The 17597-nt window shown below is 36.3% G+C and carries 16 protein-coding genes; 9 read left to right on the top strand and 7 right to left on the bottom strand.

Features of this window, described 5'->3' with window-relative positions; translation table 11 throughout:
• Positions 1–240: 240 nt before the first annotated feature.
• Genes FYJ80_RS07765 through FYJ80_RS07755 form a run of 3 tightly spaced genes read right to left on the bottom strand, consistent with a single transcriptional unit; the run spans position 241 to position 3448 of the window.
• Complete coding sequence (locus FYJ80_RS07765) at positions 241–1287, bottom strand: tyrosine-type recombinase/integrase (protein WP_154425681.1); 1047 nt, start codon at positions 1285–1287, stop codon at positions 241–243.
• The gene (locus tag FYJ80_RS07760) at positions 1284–2231 is read right to left on the bottom strand and encodes a tyrosine-type recombinase/integrase (protein WP_154425679.1); all 948 of its coding nucleotides are present in this window, start codon (positions 2229–2231) and stop codon (positions 1284–1286) included. Before FYJ80_RS07760 ends, FYJ80_RS07765 begins: the two co-directional genes overlap by 4 nt.
• Positions 2228–3448, bottom strand: a complete 1221-nt coding sequence (locus FYJ80_RS07755; protein ID WP_154425677.1) for a tyrosine-type recombinase/integrase — start codon at positions 3446–3448, stop codon at positions 2228–2230. The genes FYJ80_RS07760 and FYJ80_RS07755 overlap by 4 nt, the downstream gene beginning before the upstream one ends.
• A 273-nt stretch (positions 3449–3721) precedes the next feature.
• Here FYJ80_RS07755 and FYJ80_RS07750 point away from each other — a divergent pair, with 273 nt between their 5' ends.
• A complete protein-coding gene (locus FYJ80_RS07750; RefSeq protein ID WP_154425675.1) occupies positions 3722–4345 on the top strand; it encodes a YkgJ family cysteine cluster protein in 624 nt (207 codons plus the stop codon).
• Positions 4346–4348: 3 nt separating this feature from the next.
• On the opposite strand, the gene FYJ80_RS07745 is transcribed toward FYJ80_RS07750, so the two are convergent.
• On the bottom strand, positions 4349–5236 hold the full coding sequence (locus FYJ80_RS07745) for a LysR family transcriptional regulator (RefSeq protein ID WP_154425673.1): 888 nt from the start codon (positions 5234–5236) through the stop codon (positions 4349–4351).
• A gap of 247 nt (positions 5237–5483) precedes the next feature.
• On the opposite strand from FYJ80_RS07745, the gene FYJ80_RS07740 reads away from it, so the two are divergent.
• The 6 genes from FYJ80_RS07740 to FYJ80_RS07715 all read left to right on the top strand — a co-directional run bounded on the left by FYJ80_RS07740 (position 5484) and on the right by FYJ80_RS07715 (position 13214).
• A complete protein-coding gene (locus tag FYJ80_RS07740) occupies positions 5484–6767 on the top strand; it encodes an SLC13 family permease (RefSeq protein ID WP_154425671.1) in 1284 nt (427 codons plus the stop codon).
• 16 nt (positions 6768–6783) lie between these two features.
• On the top strand, positions 6784–7575 hold the full coding sequence (locus tag FYJ80_RS07735; RefSeq protein ID WP_154425669.1) for an SDR family NAD(P)-dependent oxidoreductase: 792 nt from the start codon (positions 6784–6786) through the stop codon (positions 7573–7575).
• A 59-nt stretch (positions 7576–7634) separates the two neighbouring features.
• Positions 7635–9113: an amidohydrolase family protein gene (locus tag FYJ80_RS07730; RefSeq protein ID WP_154425667.1), complete on the top strand. Its 1479-nt coding sequence runs from the start codon at positions 7635–7637 to the stop codon at positions 9111–9113.
• A complete protein-coding gene (locus tag FYJ80_RS07725) occupies positions 9113–10669 on the top strand; it encodes a BCCT family transporter (protein ID WP_154425665.1) in 1557 nt (518 codons plus the stop codon). The genes FYJ80_RS07730 and FYJ80_RS07725 overlap by 1 nt, the downstream gene beginning before the upstream one ends.
• A gap of 43 nt (positions 10670–10712) precedes the next feature.
• Complete coding sequence (locus FYJ80_RS07720) at positions 10713–11276, top strand: TetR/AcrR family transcriptional regulator (RefSeq protein WP_154425663.1); 564 nt, start codon at positions 10713–10715, stop codon at positions 11274–11276.
• A 144-nt stretch (positions 11277–11420) separates the two neighbouring features.
• Positions 11421–13214 carry an oleate hydratase gene (locus FYJ80_RS07715; RefSeq protein WP_154425661.1) on the top strand — a complete coding sequence of 598 codons (1794 nt, stop codon included), beginning with the start codon at positions 11421–11423 and terminating at the stop codon, positions 13212–13214.
• A gap of 232 nt (positions 13215–13446) precedes the next feature.
• On the opposite strand, the gene FYJ80_RS07710 is transcribed toward FYJ80_RS07715, so the two are convergent.
• From FYJ80_RS07710 to FYJ80_RS12060, 3 genes are all read right to left on the bottom strand, one after another.
• Positions 13447–13686, bottom strand: coding sequence for a hypothetical protein (locus FYJ80_RS07710; protein ID WP_154425659.1), 240 nt, complete (start codon positions 13684–13686; stop codon positions 13447–13449).
• 13 nt (positions 13687–13699) lie between these two features.
• On the bottom strand, positions 13700–14995 hold the full coding sequence (locus tag FYJ80_RS07705; RefSeq protein ID WP_154425657.1) for an ATP-binding protein: 1296 nt from the start codon (positions 14993–14995) through the stop codon (positions 13700–13702).
• A gap of 415 nt (positions 14996–15410) precedes the next feature.
• Positions 15411–15560, bottom strand: coding sequence for a zinc ribbon domain-containing protein (locus tag FYJ80_RS12060; protein WP_206361026.1), 150 nt, complete (start codon positions 15558–15560; stop codon positions 15411–15413).
• 225 nt (positions 15561–15785) lie between these two features.
• Here FYJ80_RS12060 and FYJ80_RS07695 point away from each other — a divergent pair, with 225 nt between their 5' ends.
• The gene (locus FYJ80_RS07695) at positions 15786–16031 is read left to right on the top strand and encodes a hypothetical protein (RefSeq protein ID WP_154425655.1); all 246 of its coding nucleotides are present in this window, start codon (positions 15786–15788) and stop codon (positions 16029–16031) included.
• 214 nt (positions 16032–16245) lie between these two features.
• Positions 16246–17541: an ABC transporter substrate-binding protein gene (locus FYJ80_RS07690; RefSeq protein ID WP_154425653.1), complete on the top strand. Its 1296-nt coding sequence runs from the start codon at positions 16246–16248 to the stop codon at positions 17539–17541.
• Positions 17542–17597 lie beyond the last annotated feature (56 nt).

Here is a 17597-nt window from a genome sequence, read left to right as displayed (position 1 = left end):
AAATTCAACTTGGTTGATATCGAGGGAGAATATAAGCGTCTTCACAGAGAAAGACGCCTATTGGATAGGACATACAACTCTCAGTCGGAGTTTGTATTCATTTGAACCGCCGTATACCAGACCGGTACGTACGGTTCTGTTATCCCGAATTCGGGATAACAGAACTTATACCGAATTTTGGATTATCCCGAAAAATATCATTATTCCAAGAAAATGTTGATATAAATCGGGATAATTTTTTTATACTAAGCCATAGAGCCTTCTTAGAAGTTCATCATCATTATCAAAGTCAAAGTCATAGTCTTTACATTTAACTGGATTGATTTTCGATGTAGCTTCATTGATAGCTTTTCTCTTCATTTCAACATCTGCGTTGGCGTAGAACTCTCTGGTAGTGTTAATCTGTGCATGTCCAAGCCATTCAGAAACCAAAGGAAGCGCCATTCCATTTCTGTACAGGTGCATGGCTCTTGAATGTCTGAATATATGGCAATAGATATGACTACGGATTTTAAACCCTTTATTGATTGCCATCTGACAGTATTTATCAATAAACTTTTGAACATTATCCTGTGACATTGGAGTTTTCTCTCCGTTGTGTATTGTATAAAACAGAAGTTCATCATCATTTTGATTATCGGGATGGTATAGAGACATATAATTCTTTAAATGTTCTGCAGTTTTTTCCATCAAAGGCACAATTCTTGTCTTCTTTCCTTTGCCGGTAACGGTCGCACAAGGACATTTCTCATCAATATTTATATCCTTTATTCTTAGATCCAGAAGCTCCTGAATTCTACATCCTGTATCATACATAAGAACCATCATCGTCATATTTCTAATATCTTTTTTATCTGTCTGATCTGGCTGATTCAATAGTATTCCCAGTTCCTCTTCTGAAAAGAAATCAATATTTGGTCCTTTCTGAACATGTTTTAAAGGTATGGTTCCTATTTCAAGATAATATGCAGTTAAAGTAGTATCGTGATTGGCTGAATAATTAAGGAAAGACTTTACAGCTGCAAGCTTCTGATTTCTTGTATTGGCACTCCATCCTAATATCTTTTCGCCATTATCAAGGAAACCTTCAATTGATTTTACACTGATATTGGCGAAAGAAAGTTCTGACAGTTTAATACTAAACAGTTTGGCAAGGTAGTCTAACAGCTGGTTTAATGTCTGCTTATAAGATTTTACTGTATGTTCACTTGCGCCTTTCTGATTGATGAGAAATACATCCAGATAATCCCTAATCAGCCTGAAGAATATGATAGATTCCTTTTTCATATCTTCTTAACCTCAGGAATGGCGTTGTTCATCTTTTCCCAGTCTATGGATTTGGAATCAGTAAGTTTATCTGGCAACAGATGAATATAGTACATGGTTTCATCAAAATGTGCATGTCCCATATAGGCACTCATGTAAGGAATCAGGTTGTAAAGGTCTTTTCCTTCATCGGCCATTTTCATCATTAGAGTGGTTGCGAATCTGTGTCTGAGATCATACACGCGAACTCTGGCACTGTTTTCAGCTGATTTTGTGCATTTCCACGCTTCCCGAAAATTATCAGACAGCCACTTTCTATCGTGACAGTTGCCGTTTTTGTTGGGAAACAGATATTCGCTGTGAGGATATATGGAAATCCTGTATTTCATATATTCCTTGAGCATCATCACAACATCATCTGACATAGCTACTATTCTTTCCTTGTGAGTTTTATTCTTCCGGATAAGTATGTAGTTTTCCTTAAAGTTTATGTCTTCGAGTTTAATCTCTCTTCCTTCATTTGGTCTTAAGCCAAGAAAGAATATAAGTCTGTAGATTATCGAAAGTTCTTTTTTACTGATGGATTCTGGATCATCCTCACTTTTCTTTATGAAATAATTAAACAGTTTAATCAGCTCATCATCATTAAAGATATATGGTATGTATGTTTCTGCTTTAGGGAGAAAAGATGTATCAAGAACAAAATCACTGGCACCAACTCCATAAAGATAGAATGTAAATTGCTTGAGTTCCGATATTCTTTTTCTGTAACTGTAGCTTTTCTCACTTTCTTTCCTTATACACCATGGCATAGTAATTTCTTTTTTGAGAATTGTTTCCACGGGATGATTCTCTTTGAGATATTTGGAAAAAACGCTGATGAAGTATTTAGGATTTTTCACATCCAGCCCTATACCATTTCTGTACTCCAGATAATCGCTCGTATATTCCCAACAGTATTTCATAAAGATACTCCATGCCCGATTGAATCAAATGACAGGGCACACATCCTTAATCCTTCTATATCAACAGATATATACTGTCTTGTAGCTCTGGTTGACTGATGACCAAGAACCTGAGCTACAGTGTTTATTGGGGATGAAGATTTTATCAACTGTGTTCCAAGCGCTCTTCTTATGCCATGAATAGTAAGACCATCTCCAGGCTTGCGCTCAATTCCTATATCACTAAGTCTTCTTCTGAGCATTGAATTTAGTGCACAGCTGTCATGAAGTCTATTAAATGGCGACAGTTCTCTTACAAAAACATATGAATGACCGCACTTTGGCCTCCCATTAAGGATATAATCAGCTAGGGCATCACACACCTCTTTATTTAAAGGAAGTGATTGTGGTATTCCAGTTTTATTTTGAACAAAACTGATACTTCTGTCTTTCCAACTAATGTCATTCAATTTGAGATTAATAATATCGCAAGACCTTATCCCTGTGTAGGAAACAAGAAGGATTATGGCATAATCTCTTTTACCAAGTTCTGTATCGGTATCAATAGAAGCTATGAGCCTGTTTAGCACATCGATATTAAATGGTAGTTTGACTTTGAACTCTCTGCCGCTTTTAATTTTAATTATCGCACTAAGATCATGTGTGATAATTTCTTTTCCAAACAGCGATAATAAATATTTAGATAAGGCTGTTGAGACTTTTTCCAGTCCAACCGTCATACCAAGACCCTTGAACTTAATGAATCCTAGAACTATCTCACCATTTATGTCCTCAGGTTTGTCAACGCCATTACTAGAACAGAACTTTGAGAATTCACTTAAATATATTTTTTCAAGTCTTAGATTCTTTGGACATATATTTCTTTTTGAAAGATGTTCTGAAATGGTTAGAGAAAACTCTTCTTCCGGTTCCAATATTTTATCTGTATATTTCTCCCATATATAATTTCCTGTTTCGTATACATCCTTGAGTATCCTTATTCCTCTTAATCTTTTATAATAAGTGTGTCTTGAAATAGTACCATTATGGAACTGTTCCAAATACATTGGCTCAATCTGTCCGTTTAATTCAGGATTATAGTTTTCGATGCCTTTAGTCAGATAGTAGTCAAGAATGGGTTTAAAGCTATAGGAATATATGGAATCGAGAGTAAGCTGAGTATAGCCTGATGATTCCATTATTTTCATAGCTCTATCTGATAATTTATTTATCAACATATATTGGTCCTCCAAAGACCAATATAGTTTTATTATCCCGATTTATATCAATGATTCCTTGGTATTTTGATGTTTTTCGGGATAATCCAAAAGTCGGTATAAGTGGTGTGAGAGGAAAGCCCCAACGGGGCCTACCTACTCGATTGATTTAAAATAAATTTTTATATTATAAAAAAATCTTTTATCTTGTTATGATAGATACATTTAAAATTTTAAAAAAAATTATTTAAACTACTTGATTAAGTTTTTTTTCTTGTAGTATATGATTTTTTCATGAAAGAATTAGATGATATTATCATGAGATTAGAGGATACTTCTCTTGGCACTCAGCTTGATGCTATTAGCTCATATTATGACTCTATAGAGCATGCATTTGATGATTTTACACAAAAGGCACATATATCATGTCCTCATGATTGTGGCGAGTGCTGTAAGGGCTTTACTCCTCCAGTAACCTCCTCAGAGGCCTTGATAATTGCAGCATATACCTACTTTGTACAGGGTAGGGATGTAAGACCCTTAATGAGCTTTACTAAGGGTAGTATCCAATGTCCATTTTGTGATCTATCTCGAGAGGGTGGTAAGTGCTCTATCTATAAGGCTCGTCCACTCCTTTGTCGTCTTTTTGGTGCTTCTGCAACAAGAACTAAGAGAGGACTTGAGTTTAGAAGGTGCTCTAAATTAAATGATTTATCATTGATGCCTGAGCTATTAACAGAAGAGGATATGCCAGAAAACCCACCTATAATGGATATTTTTGGTCTTCATCTAGAGTCCTTAGAGGGAAATAGTGCAGATACACTTCCTATGCAGGAGGGTGTAGAGAACGCTTTAAATAAGCTTTTAATGATTATCTCTCTACTTCCTCTACCACCAGATGTTCCAAATGCATCCTAATTCTTAGCTCTTTAGCATAGAGATAAATTTTCTTGCAGCAATACTACTATGTTGCTCGACATCCTCGATTAATACGATCTCTCTTTTTGGGAGATCTAATTTTTCTATTTTGATTTCGTTTAAAATTCCTTTTTCAATATATGGCTTAGCTATTTTGTTAGGTAGAAAAGCAACACCAGTTCCCTTTAATAGTATTGAGAGTATTTGTGGATAGCTTGTAACACCAATTACAGGGCTCCATTCTAACCCCTGCTCACTAAAGAATTGTCTATGGTAATCAGAGGCACCAAAGTAATCAGAAAAGCCGATAACTGGTAGTGAAAATAGCTTTTTAATCCTTATCGCTTTTAAATCACTAAATTTACTAGAGGAAGCTGTTACTAGTATTTCTTCATAGCGCTCTATTATTGTTTGCTTAAAGCGAGAGTTCTCCTTTACAGGAGAATCAACAATTGCAAAATCAATAAGTCCCTGCTTTAAAATATCTTGAGTCTTCTCACTTGTGTTATCTGAAATAGATATTTTGATGTTTGGATATAGAGTATTGAACTTAGTTAATATGTTAGAAATTACGTAATCAAGGGCTGTGTATGTTGAGCCGATACATACCATTCCTGATGACATATCATTTTCACTAGAGAGCTCTGCCTCAGCAGCTCTTAGCTCGTTATATGCAATAGCAACGTGGTTGTATAATCTTTCTCCTTCCTCAGTTAGCTTTATTCCCTTATTTGTTCTTATCATTAATTTACAGCCCATCTGCTCTTCAAGCTTATTCATTAGCTTTGAGAGGTTTGGTTGATTAGTATTTAGAAGCTTTGCAACTAGCGATAGGTTTCTATATTTAGCTACATAGTAAAATCGACGATAGTAATCATAGTCAATATTCATCTTTACTCCAGGGGGTTAGATTTTTTTTTAATTATAAAGCGATAATTTTTTATAGATAATTTTATATTTTTTGTGGAAAAAGTAAATCATTTTAAAACAAAAAGTTATTTTATCTTTATGTGTTCTTATTTTTATTTTGATATGTAAAAAAGGAATAATTATCAGTCAAAAATAGTATTTTACACGTACTTCCCACTTTCTTTATTATGTTGCCCAAAATAAAAGAAAATCTAGGAGATATGAGAAAATGAGTACAATGGCAATTTGTCTATTGATATTCCTTGCGATGATTATCTTATTTTTCATCAAGAAAATACCAATGGCATACACTTGTATGGGCGTTATCGTTGCTTTATTTGTAACTGGCTGTGTTGATAAAGAGACTGTATTTTTAGGTTTTGGTAATAACAACGTAGTTACAATGGCTTCAATGTTTGTTGTTGCTGCAGGCTTAGCAAGAACACAGATGGTTAACCACCTTTCAAACCTTCTTTACAAGGTAAATGATGGATCCTTTACTAAGATTCTTGCATCCTATGCATTAGTAACTATGATACTTGGACAGTTTGTACCATCCTTAGCTGCTCTATTTGCTATGGTTTGCCCACTCGTTCAAAATATGTGTAAGAAGATGAACATTAGTCCAACTAAGATGCTTTATCCAATTGCTATTGTAACTGTTTCATGTTCCTTTATCATTGAACCTATTGGTCCTTATGCTGCTTGGTTCGTAACTCAGAATGGATACCTCGAGGCCTATGGCTGGACCCAGAACTCATTAAATATGTGGTCTGAAACTCTAGTTTTCCTTCCTACCGGTATTATTACCTTCCTTGTTGCTATCTTCATCATTCCAAGATTCTTACCTGACAAGCCGGAGTTCCCTGTAACAACTCTTGAGGAAGCAGGTCAGCTTCAGAAGCAAGAGAAGCTTTCTCCTGTAAGAGAGTTCTTAGGCTACGGAGTATTTATCGCAGTAGTAATTGGTCTTATGTGTGGCCTTCCATCATGGGCTGTTACTCTTGCTGGTGCAGTAGTTATTGTTGTCTCTGGAGTATTAACAGAAAAGGAATCAATTACAGCAATGAATATGCCAATGGTTCTTCTATATGCAGGTGTAACAGTACTTGGTTCAGCATTAAGTACAACAGGTGCAGCAGAATATCTTGGTGAGTTTATTAAGCTAATACTTGGTAATGCTACTAACTCCTATGTAATTGGTGCTGTTATCTTCTTAGCATCCTTCATTATGACATCACTTTTATACAATAAGGCAGTTACAACAGTATTAATTCCTATTATTGTACTTTCCTTAAGTAGTATGGGTATGGACCCAAGAGGATGTGTAATTCTTTGTTCACTTGCATCAATGTCTTCACTTATTACACCACTTCCAAACCCAGTTATCCCAATGGCTATGCAGACAGGTGGTTACTCACAGAAGACTATTTTCAAGGTCGGTATGATTTCAGCAGCATTTAGATTTGTATTTGGTGTTGGAATTGCTATGACTCTTTTCCCTGTAATGTAATTGATAGGAGATAATAATGGCACGTTTTACAAATAAGGTTGTCGCTATCACAGGTGGCGGCTCAGGAATGGGCAAAACAACATGTGTTATGTTCGCAAGCGAAGGCGCTAAGGTATGTGTTATCGATGTTAATGCAAAGGGCGCTGAAGAGACTGTAAGTGAGATCACTGCTAAGGGCGGTATTGCTAAAGCCTATGTAGCTGATATCACAAATGAGGAGAGAATGTCAGAGGTATTTAAGGATATCTATGAAACCTTTGGCTCTATCGATGTGCTTTACAACAATGCAGGTATTAGCCCTGTTGGTACAGCAGTAACTACAACTATCGAGGATTTTAGAAAGGTAATGAAGATCGATATGGAGGCTGTATTTATTGCTTGTCATATTGTAATTCCTTACATGGAAAAGCAGGGTGGTGGTGTAATTCTTAATACTGTTGGTACCTATGGCTTACGCCCAACTCCTAATAAGATTGGATACTCTGCTGCTAAAGCAGCTGCTTTAAGCTTAACAAGATCTATAGCAGTGGACTTTGCAAGAAGCAACATAAGATGTAATGCAATTTGTCCAGGCTTTGTTGATACCCCTCTCAACAAAGGCTTTGAGGGTGAAGCTCGTGAGAGATTCCTTGATAGATATCAGCCTTCTCTATATAAGATTAAGGGTGAGGATATTGCTCTAACTGCTATGTGGCTTGCAAGTGATGAAGCTCGTGCTATCACAGGTCAACCAATTGTTGTTGATGGTGGTACAGAGGCTTGCTTATATTTTAACTACAAAAAACCAGCTGAAGTTACAGCAAAGTAATAATAATCAAAGGCGATTCTTAGGTGTGCTAGGGGTCGTCTATTTTTTTAGAGGTAAAAATGGATAAATATATAATTAAATCAAAGTACTGTTGGGATGGTCAAAGTAGCGAAGTAAATAGTGATGTAGCTCTATATATTTCTGATGGAAGAATTGCTGAAATTGGTAAGAGCAATGAGATTTTAAATAAATATAATAGCTTACCAGTTATTGGTGGTGATGATATTTTATTACTTCCTGCCTTTACTAATGCGCATGACCATGGTAGAGGAGTATCTCCTGTTGCTTTTGATGCCTTTGATAGAGCTCTTGAGATGTGGCTCCAGGATTTAAATAAATTACCTTGTATTCCTCACTATGAAGCATGCTACTACGATGGTTTAAGATTAGTATCAACTGGTGTTGGCACAGTTCTTCATAGTCATAACCCAAATAGTTTTGCAAATATCAAAGAAGAGATGGTTGATACCGCTCATGGCTATATGGATGCTGGTGTTAGAAGTATCTTATGCCCATTGTATTTAGACCAAAATAAGAGAATTTACTATAACCGTGAGCAATTCTTAGATAGTCTTCCTGAAGAGATCGGAAAGCCATTTAGAGCTGGGATTAAGGATAAGATAATGTCTATTGATGAGTATTTTAAGCTTGTTGAAGATATTGCTTATAGCTTAAAGGATGAAATTGCTTCTGGCTGGACAGAGCTGCAGCTCCATCCAAATGGTGGTCAGTGGTGTAGTGATGAAGCGCTTCTTGCAATGAAGGATTATGCTCTATCACATAATATGTATATTCACCTCCATCTTTTGGAGACTAAATATCAAAGAGAGTATGCAATGCGTACTTGGAATAAGAATTTTATTAAGCACTACAATGATATCGGCTTCTTAGGTCCATGGGTTTCCTTTGCTCATAGTGTTTATTTAGATGAGGAGGACTTTAAATTAATTAGTCAAAGTGGTGCTAAATTAGTAAATAACCCTTCCTCAAATCTTAGATTAAGAAGTGGCTCCTTTGATATTCATACAGCTCATAGATTAGGCGTTTCCTGTGGTATCGGTCTTGATGGCTGTGCCTATGATGATGACCAAGATTACCTTAGAGAGATTCGTACTGCATGGCTCAATAACTCACAAACTGGTGTAGATGGTGAGGTTGATTACATGAAGGTTCTTAAGATGGCTACAGTAGGTGGAGCGAGTGTTGATAATGCTCGTCTATCTGAGGGCGTAATTAAGGAAGGCTCTAAAGCTGATTTAGTACTAATTGATTCCTCAATGCTCTATAAGCCATATGCAGATAGCTATGTTGATCCTCTTCGTCTCCTAGTTCAGAAGGGTACAAGAGATTATGTAGCTACTACTATCGTAAATGGAAAGATTGTTTGGAATAGGGATGAGAGCTTTAAGGAAAAGGAGGCTCTAGCTGCTAATAAGCTTGCTGATTCTATTAAGGCTTGGAGGGAAGCTCATCCTGGAAGAAGAAATAATGAAGAGCTAATTAAGCATGTTCATGATTTTTATAAGGATGTTAAATAGTGAAAGAGAAGATTAAAAAGTCAGTATTTATTCCAACCTTTGTTCTTGTCTTAGGTGCTGGTATTATTGGTTTAATTAATAACCATCTCCTAATTAATACCTTCCAAGCTGCCTTTGATTGGTCATATACAAATCTTAGCTGGATGTTTCAGCTAATATTTGTTGTAGTACTAGTTCTATGTATTATTATGACCTTTTCAAAGAAGGGGAATATTAGATTTGGTGGTCCAAATGCTAAAGCTAAGTATCCTTTTTGGCAATGGTTTGCTATGACATTAACTGGTGGACTTGGTGCTACTATAGTTTCTTCAGGTATTTCTCAGCCTGTAATCTTTATGGAAAGTGTATGGGGCGAGCTTGATGGATATGGCATCCAACCAGGCTCTCCTGAGTCTGTTATGTTTGGCTTAGCAAGAACCTTCCATGAGTGGACCTTTATACCTTACGCTGTATTTGGAGTATGTGGAGTTTGTATTGCTTATACTTGCTTTAATAGAAAGAAGCCATTAGCAGTTTCAAATACCTTAGAGCCTGTATTAGGAAGATTTATTCACAATAAGGTGATTTCTACTCTTGTAGATTGCTTTTCAGTTTTAGCTCTTGCACTTGGCTCAGTTGGTACCCTTGGAACCTTTTTAGGTCTTGTAACAATTTGTTTACAAAACATATATGGCATTCCTAAGAGTGTAACGTTGATGTTTATCATAATGGTTATCTCAACAATACTATATCTATGCTCATCACTAAGTGGAGTTGATAAGGGGATAAAGTTCTTTGCAAGCTTAAACTTTAAATTCTACATCCTCCTACTTGCTTTTGTATTTGTGTTTGGAGGAGCTGCTGCATATATCCTAAATACTTCAACCTCCTCAATTGGCTATTGGATGAAAAATATCTCATTCTGGCTATTTGATACAGGTAGTATTGGAGGTGAGAGATTAGTTAAATGGTGGACAGTTTATACTTGGGCCTTTTGGATTGCTTATGCACCAGTTACAAGTGTTTTCCTTGCACAGATTTCATATGGAAGAACTGTTAGAGAGTTTTTAATAGTTAACTGGATTATGCCAAGTATTTTTGCTTTTGTTTGGTTCTCTGTATTTGGTGGCTGTGCTATGAATTGGCAACTAACAGGGGTTGCAGATATAGCAGGTGCTATAGCTAAAGATGGAACCTATGCGGGTATTTGGACCTTTATGCAAAACCTCCCTCTATATAAGCTATTAATACCTATTAATCTATTTATTATGCTAATTTCCTTTTCAACCTCTGCAGATAATGGAATTACTGTGTTATCAGCACTATGCATGAAGGATAAAAAGATAGGTGATGAGGCTCCTGCAAGATTAAAAATTGTATGGGGCTGTGCTATTGGCTTACTCTCATTTCTATTAATGGCATATGCATCAGGCGCTAAGGGTAATGATGGCGTTAGATATATAGTTGTAGCTTTAGGTACTGTTATTGCACTTTTAGTAATATTGATGATTATATCACTAATTAAAATGCTATTTGTTTCTTGTAAAAGAGAAGAGATAGAGGCTTTTGAAAAATAAACATAAACTTGCATTCAATTTAAGTAAATGATAAACCTTAAATATGAGCAGTAATACAACTAAGATGGCTATCTCCTATGCTTTAAAGGAGATAGTCTTAGAAAAGCCTCTTAATAAGATCACAATTCAAGATATTGCATCTAGATGTGGTATTAATAGACAAACGTTCTATTACCATTTTCAGGATATAATTGATTTAGTTCGGTGGACACTTATTAGTGATGCTGAAAAATTAGTTAAGGGTAATAAAACCTATTCAACGTGGCAAAAGGGCTATCTAGCTGTTTTTGAAACTATTAAAAAGGATAAGGTTTTCATCTTAAATATCTATCATCATGTACCAAGAGAGTATATTACAGAGTACCTATATAGTATTACTCTTGATTTACTTAATGCGGTAGTTGAGGAAAAGGTTAAGGAGCTAAAGCTTAAGGTACGTGATGAGGATAAGCTATTTGTCGCAAACTTCTTTAAATATTCCTTTGTTGGTCTCGTCCTTGATTGGATAGATAAGGGTATGGAGATGGATGCATCGTTAATTGTTAATAAGCTTGATTCAATTATCCATGGAACTATTCAAAAGGCTTTAATTAATGCCGCGTATTAAGCTATACAAATTACTAGTTTTGTCTAAAAAGACCCCAATGATTTTAACTTGTCACATAATTTGACAAGTTAAAATTATTGCTTATACATTTCTTTTTCCTACAAGATTATCTTTTAGCCATAAAGAATTTATGGAGGATTTAAGATGTATTATTCAGCAGGAAATTATGAAGCATTTGCAAGACCAGAGAAGCCAGCGGGAGTTGATAGAAAGTCTGCATATATTATTGGTACAGGACTCGCAGGACTTTCTGCTGCCTTTTATCTATTAAGAGATGGTCAAATGAAGGGTGAGCATATCCACCTACTTGAGAAGCTAGAGCTCGCAGGTGGAAGCTGTGATGGTAGAAAGGATGTAACTAAGGGCTTTTACATGAGAGGTGGTAGAGAGATGGATAACCACTTTGAGTGTATGTGGGACCTTTATCGCTCTGTGCCTTCTATTGAGAACCCAGGGCTAAGCGTACTCGATGAGTATTACTATTTAAATAAGAAGGATCCTAACTACTCACTTTGTAGAGCAACTGTTAATTGTGGTGAGGATGCTCATACAGATAAGCTTTTTAACTTGGATAAGGACTCTGCTTTAGCTCTTTCTAAGCTATTTATCACACCTGAAAAGGATTTAGAGGATAAGAAGATCAATGAGGTTCTTCCTGCATCCTTCTTTGAAACTAATTTCTGGCTCTATTGGCAAACAATGTTTGCTTTCCAGCCTTGGGCTTCAGCGCTTGAGATGAAGAGATATCTATGTAGATATGTACACCATATAGATGGGCTTCCTGATTTTACAGCATTAAGATTCACAAAGTATAACCAATATGAATCTATGATACTCCCTCTTGTAAAATACTTAGAGCAGGGTGGTGTTAAGATTGAGTATGGCTTTGATGTTAAAAATGTAATTATTGATAATATTGATGGTAAGAGAGTTGCTAAGAAAATTATCTATATTAAGGATGGTAAAGAAAGCTCTATAGACCTCTGTGAGGATGATTTAGTTTTTATTACTAATGGATGCTGTACAGATACATCCTGCTATGGAGACCAAGATCATGCACCTGATTTATCACATATTAAAAATGGTAGTGGTGAGTCTTGGGATATGTGGAAGAATATTGCGTCTCAAGCTACTAATGGTGAATATGGAAACCCTGATGCATTCTGCTCTGACATTAATGCTACTAATTGGATGAGTGCAACTGTAGCAACTAGTGATGAAGAGATAATCGATAAGATAATGAATATCTGTAAGAGAGATCCTCGCTCTGGAAAAGTAACTACAGGTGGTATTGTAACAGTTAAGGATAGTACAAAAAATTGGTATTTATCTTGGACTATCAACCGTCAGCCACAGTTCAAGAGTCAAGATAAGAATACAGTTTTAATTTGGCTTTACTCACTAAATACTAATAAAGAGGGTAACTGGATTAAAAAGCCAATGAGAGAGTGTAGTGGTAAGGAGGTTTGTGAGGAGTGGCTTTACCACATTGGTCTTGATCAATCGAAGATTGAAGCTAAGGCTGCTAATGCATGTAATACTACTACCTGCTATATGCCATATATTAATGCTTTCTTCCAGCCTAGAAAGGAGAGTGATAGACCTAAGGTAGTTGTTGATAATGCTGTAAACTTTGCTTTCATTGGTCAATTTGCTGAAACTCCTAGAGATACTATTTTCACAACTGAGTACTCTATTAGAACTGGTATGGAGGCAGCTTATACTCTATTAAATGTCGATAGAGGTGTGCCTGAGGTTTGGGGATCAAAATATGATATTAGAGAGCTACTGAGAGCGTGCTACTACTCTGTAGATAAAAAGAGTGTTGATGAGCTTCCTCTAGACTTTAAGGAGAAGATACTTTTAAAGAATGTATTAAAGGCAATAAAGGGTAGTGATTTAGAGCTTTTATTAAAGGAAAGTGGATTAATTAAATAGTTATTTTGACTTGTGACCTTCTATTTGGAGCAAAAATCCAATTAGAAGGTCATTTTTTTAGAAAGCAATAATGATTGGCGCCAGCAAGAACACAAGGAAAGACGTAATGAACCCAAATAGAGCATGCAGCATGAAAGAATAAGTTTTAATCATCAAAATCTGCATCATCACGGATAGACTGAATCACTTTTCCAACATTGCTGGTTAGCTGGCCAATTGCCTTTTGAATTTCCTAATTAACATTGCATTCCTCAGAAATTGCAATATCAAGCTTTTCTGCAAGCTTTCCAACTTCAGGGTTTTGCTTGGCATTAATACTACTAACTTTTGAAAATAGTTTATCAATATATCTTCGTTCCTTACATTCTTTTTGATTTCTCAATATAGAATCTGCGTTTGGCTCAATTATTTCTTGAAAAGAGTTTTCGCAAATGGAGCAACAGAAATAGTTCAAAACTGGGATTTGCAACATGAGTTTACATTGTTTATTTTTCAAGAATTTGCGGATCAAGGAGGAAGTCATAAATGTTTACAGTCAAGATACCATAGTCATCATAATATGGCTGAACAATATCTTTTGTGATAACAATCTTTTTGAAAGAATCATCAATCTTTCTGAACGGCCTTATTTCCTGAGTACGCTTCGCTTCATCTGGCAGCGAGTATGCAGACTGAATGTAGTATCTAGAAGAACCAAGATTACATACAAAATCGACTTCAAGTTGTTTGCGGATAACCTTACCATCCTGATCTCGCTCTGCAATCGGTATTACACCTACATCCACGCTATAGCCACGCATACGAAGTTCGTTGTAAATTACATTCTCCATAGAATGAGTCTGCTCGAATTGACGGAAATTAATTCTGGCATTACGAAGGCCAAGATCGGAAAAATAATATTTCTTCGGAGTTTCAATATATGCCTTCCCTTTAATGTCATATCTTTGTGCTAATTCAATCAAGAAAGAATCCTCAAAATAATCCAGATATTTCTTAATGGTAGCAGAAGTGATTCTGGATTTTTTTACGGTCTTGAAAGTATTCTTCAATTTTTCCGGATTGGTCAGTGAGCCAATGGCAGAGGAAAGAATATTCAGAAGATCTTCCAGTTCTCCGATGTTCTTTACTCGGTTACGTTTGGTAATATCTCGAAGATAAATTTCATTGAACATATTCTGCAATGCAACTGCCTTATCATTCGCTCCCTCACGAAGAACGACCAGAGGAATACCACCATACATCATATACTCAGACAAGCCCATGTATTTATCGCCGGTGTAAACGGTCATAAATTCTGCAAAACTCAGCGGATACATGTGAACCTCGTCTCCACGACCGGCGAACTCGGTGGCTATATCTTTGGACAAAAGTTTTGCGTTACTTCCAGTCACAAATACATCCATATTATCTTTACGTAGATAGCCATTCAGAACAGCTTCAAAGCAATCCAACATCTGAATTTCATCAAGTAGCAGATAATACATTCCTTCGCCTACAACCTTGGAACGGATATATGCCATGAACTTTTCAGGGTCAACTCCACGCTTTTCCTTTTCAATTTGGATCAGGCTTTCTCCAATCAGATAAAGATCATCTGCTGAATCAAAAGCAAAACGGATAATGTGGTCTGCATCAATTCCGCTTTCTAATAAGTGATGATAAAACAGATTATTCAGCAAATAGGATTTACCACATCGGCGAATACCGGTAATTACCTTAATCAGTCCATTATTCTTTCTTTTTATCAATTTATCCAAATAAAAATCTCTGCGAATCTCCATCTCAAAACCTCCTTGAAAAAGATTTTTGCAACATGTTGCGCTTTTCTATTCTATTACATCCAAATAGACTTCAAAAATCAATATGTCAGCAGGACATTGAAATAGATTTTTGTGATTTGTTGCATTTTTCTATTCCACAATCATATTATATGCTTCTGTAGAGATTATTATCCCGTATTTTAATTGCGTTCTTGCTATCTCGCTAATCGTCTTTCCTTCGCTCCATTGTTCCCTTATACTTGTTACTTGGGACATTTTCAGCATCTTTCCTTTGAAACTCCTTAGCTTTTTTTTGATGTACGTTGCTAAGAGTTTCTTTCGTGGGACAAGCTTGTTGCAACTGTCCCTTTCTCTATTGGTAACTATGCTGAATTCCTATTGGTAACTATGCTGAAATAAATCCTACTATAAACATCTAGGCGTCCTTCGCCTGTTCCATTCGGTTCATGATACGCTTTGCCTCAGCGAGTATGTTCACCGCGGCATTCACGTCCCTGTCGTGATACACCCCGCATTCCGGGCAGGTCCACTCACGGACACGGAGGTCTTTGGTACCCTGCCACACATGTCCATTAATAGTAATGCAATATTACTATATGCTTGAAATTCAAGCCTAATTCCTTAACGGTTTAATCATAAAGATTATCTATTAAGACCTCTAAGATTTAAAAAAACTCATAATGATTAAAAAATATACAAAAATTGAATAGCTCATATATTGTATAGTATTTTCTTATACGATATAACAATGGTTAAAGGGAATAACTTCAATTAGTAGGATATTAATATTATGGCTAAGGATTTTGAAGGAAAGGTACAGCAGGTTTGTGATTTAAATTTTAATGCTAGCGCATCTAATGAAGATAGTTTTTCAATGCAGAGCTTTGAAAGGGGTAGTGAAAAAAGAAAATTTGAAAATCTAATGATGCAGGTTATAAATGGTACTATGTCTGTTGATGCTGCAGCTACTAAAGCAATGATGAGTATAGATGAATTCCTTCGTTATAAGGAAGAATTTTTAAAGCGATTCAAATGATTATGTAATAATCTGATATAGATTATTTGTATTATTCCGTTATTATCTTAAATATTTTATTTTAATTTAAGGAGTTAGAAGTTTTTATTTTTTTTAACTCCTTTTAGTTTTTTTATCGAAAAAATATTTTTAAAAATTTTAGTTGACCGGTTTACAAAACCGGTTTAGCATTAAGTTATCAAATAAAAAATAATTATTCAAAAAGGAGTAAGAAATGAAAAAAGTTTTAACAATCATGCTTGTTGCTCTCATTGCACTTACAACTGTTTTTGCACAGGGTGCTAGTGAAGCTCCAGCTAAACAGGGTTCTGTATACTGGCTCAACTTCAAGCCAGAATCAGATAGTGTTCTTCAGGAAGTTGCAAAGGCTTATAAAGCAGAAACTGGTGTTGATGTTAAAGTTGTAACAGCTGCTTCAGGTACATACAACGAGACTCTTACAGCTGAAATGGATAAGTCAAATCCTCCTACATTATTTGTTGTAGGTAACCAGGGTGCTGTTGATTCTTGGGGTGATTTCTGTCTCGACCTTAGAGGTACAGCAATCGAAGCTGAGCTCAGCACAGATGCATACAACCTTTATGATAAGAACGGTAAGCTCTGCTCAATCGGTTATACATATGAATGCTTTGGTATCATCGTAAACAAGGCTCTCCTTGCTAAGGCTGGATACTCAATCGACCAGATTAAGGATTTCGCTTCTCTCAAGGCTATTGCTGAAGACATCCACGCAAGAAGCAAGACTCTTGGTTTTGATGCATTCACATCATCCGGTATGGACGGTTCATCTTCATGGAGATTCTCAGGTCACCTTGCTAACGTAGCATTATTCTATGAATCAAGAGATGCTGGTGGTTGGACAGCTACTCCTGCTACAATCTCAGGTAAGTACCTCCCTAACTTCAAGAATATTTGGGACCTCTACATCAACAACAGTGCATATGCTCCTAACTCACTTGCAACAGGTGGTTACGATGCTGAAGCTGAGTTCGGTAAGGGCCAGGCAGTATTCTATCAGAATGGTAACTGGGAATTTGATGCTCTCACAGGTAAGTACGGTATGAATCCTGCAGATCTCGCTATGATCCCATTCTACGCAGGTGTTCCAGGTGAAGAAAAGGCTGGTTTAAACTGTGGTACAGAGGGTTGCTGGGCTATCAACGCTGAAGCTGCTCAGGAAGATATCGATGCTACTATGGATTTCATGGTTTGGATGGTTACTTCAGAGACAGGTACAAAGCTCCTTGCTCAGACATTTGGTGCTATCCCATACAAGAAGGCAGCTCCATCTAACAACGTATTCCTCGATCAGGCTAACGAATATAACAAGAATGGTTGCTATGTAATGACTTGGGCATTCAACTATACTCCTGCAGTAGATGACTGGAGAGCTGGTGTTGTTTCTGCAATGAACCAGTATGATAACGCTCCATCTGATGCTACATGGAAGGGTGTTGAAACAGCATTCGTCCAAGGATGGGCAAACCACTACGCTAAGAACAATCAGTAGTCTGAATGTTCGTACTTGAGGGGCGGGCATTACCCGCCCTTTATTTCTAATTCATG

Source organism: Bullifex porci (assembly GCF_009695635.1).
Taxonomy (GTDB): domain Bacteria; phylum Spirochaetota; class Spirochaetia; order Sphaerochaetales; family Sphaerochaetaceae; genus Bullifex; species Bullifex porci.
Note: the sequence above shows the minus strand (reverse complement) of the source record. Positions and strands in the feature narration are given on the sequence as shown.

What these genes read in the sequence shown, in the direction of transcription:
- FYJ80_RS07720 (WP_154425663.1), top strand. Translation starts at nt 10,713, where the DNA reads ATGAGCAGTAATACAACTAAGATGGCTATCTCCTATGCTTTAAAGGAG.
- FYJ80_RS07695 (WP_154425655.1), top strand. Translation starts at nt 15,786, where the DNA reads ATGGCTAAGGATTTTGAAGGAAAGGTACAGCAGGTTTGTGATTTAAAT.
- FYJ80_RS07740 (WP_154425671.1), top strand. Translation starts at nt 5,484, where the DNA reads ATGAGTACAATGGCAATTTGTCTATTGATATTCCTTGCGATGATTATC.
- FYJ80_RS07765 (WP_154425681.1), bottom strand. Translation starts at nt 1,287, where the DNA reads ATGAAAAAGGAATCTATCATATTCTTCAGGCTGATTAGGGATTATCTG.
- FYJ80_RS07750 (WP_154425675.1), top strand. Translation starts at nt 3,722, where the DNA reads ATGAAAGAATTAGATGATATTATCATGAGATTAGAGGATACTTCTCTT.
- FYJ80_RS07705 (WP_154425657.1), bottom strand. Translation starts at nt 14,995, where the DNA reads ATGGAGATTCGCAGAGATTTTTATTTGGATAAATTGATAAAAAGAAAG.
- FYJ80_RS07710 (WP_154425659.1), bottom strand. Translation starts at nt 13,686, where the DNA reads ATGTTGCAAATCCCAGTTTTGAACTATTTCTGTTGCTCCATTTGCGAA.
- FYJ80_RS07760 (WP_154425679.1), bottom strand. Translation starts at nt 2,231, where the DNA reads ATGAAATACTGTTGGGAATATACGAGCGATTATCTGGAGTACAGAAAT.
- FYJ80_RS07715 (WP_154425661.1), top strand. Translation starts at nt 11,421, where the DNA reads ATGTATTATTCAGCAGGAAATTATGAAGCATTTGCAAGACCAGAGAAG.
- FYJ80_RS07745 (WP_154425673.1), bottom strand. Translation starts at nt 5,236, where the DNA reads ATGAATATTGACTATGATTACTATCGTCGATTTTACTATGTAGCTAAA.
- FYJ80_RS07755 (WP_154425677.1), bottom strand. Translation starts at nt 3,448, where the DNA reads ATGTTGATAAATAAATTATCAGATAGAGCTATGAAAATAATGGAATCA.
- FYJ80_RS07690 (WP_154425653.1), top strand. Translation starts at nt 16,246, where the DNA reads ATGAAAAAAGTTTTAACAATCATGCTTGTTGCTCTCATTGCACTTACA.
- FYJ80_RS07735 (WP_154425669.1), top strand. Translation starts at nt 6,784, where the DNA reads ATGGCACGTTTTACAAATAAGGTTGTCGCTATCACAGGTGGCGGCTCA.
- FYJ80_RS07730 (WP_154425667.1), top strand. Translation starts at nt 7,635, where the DNA reads ATGGATAAATATATAATTAAATCAAAGTACTGTTGGGATGGTCAAAGT.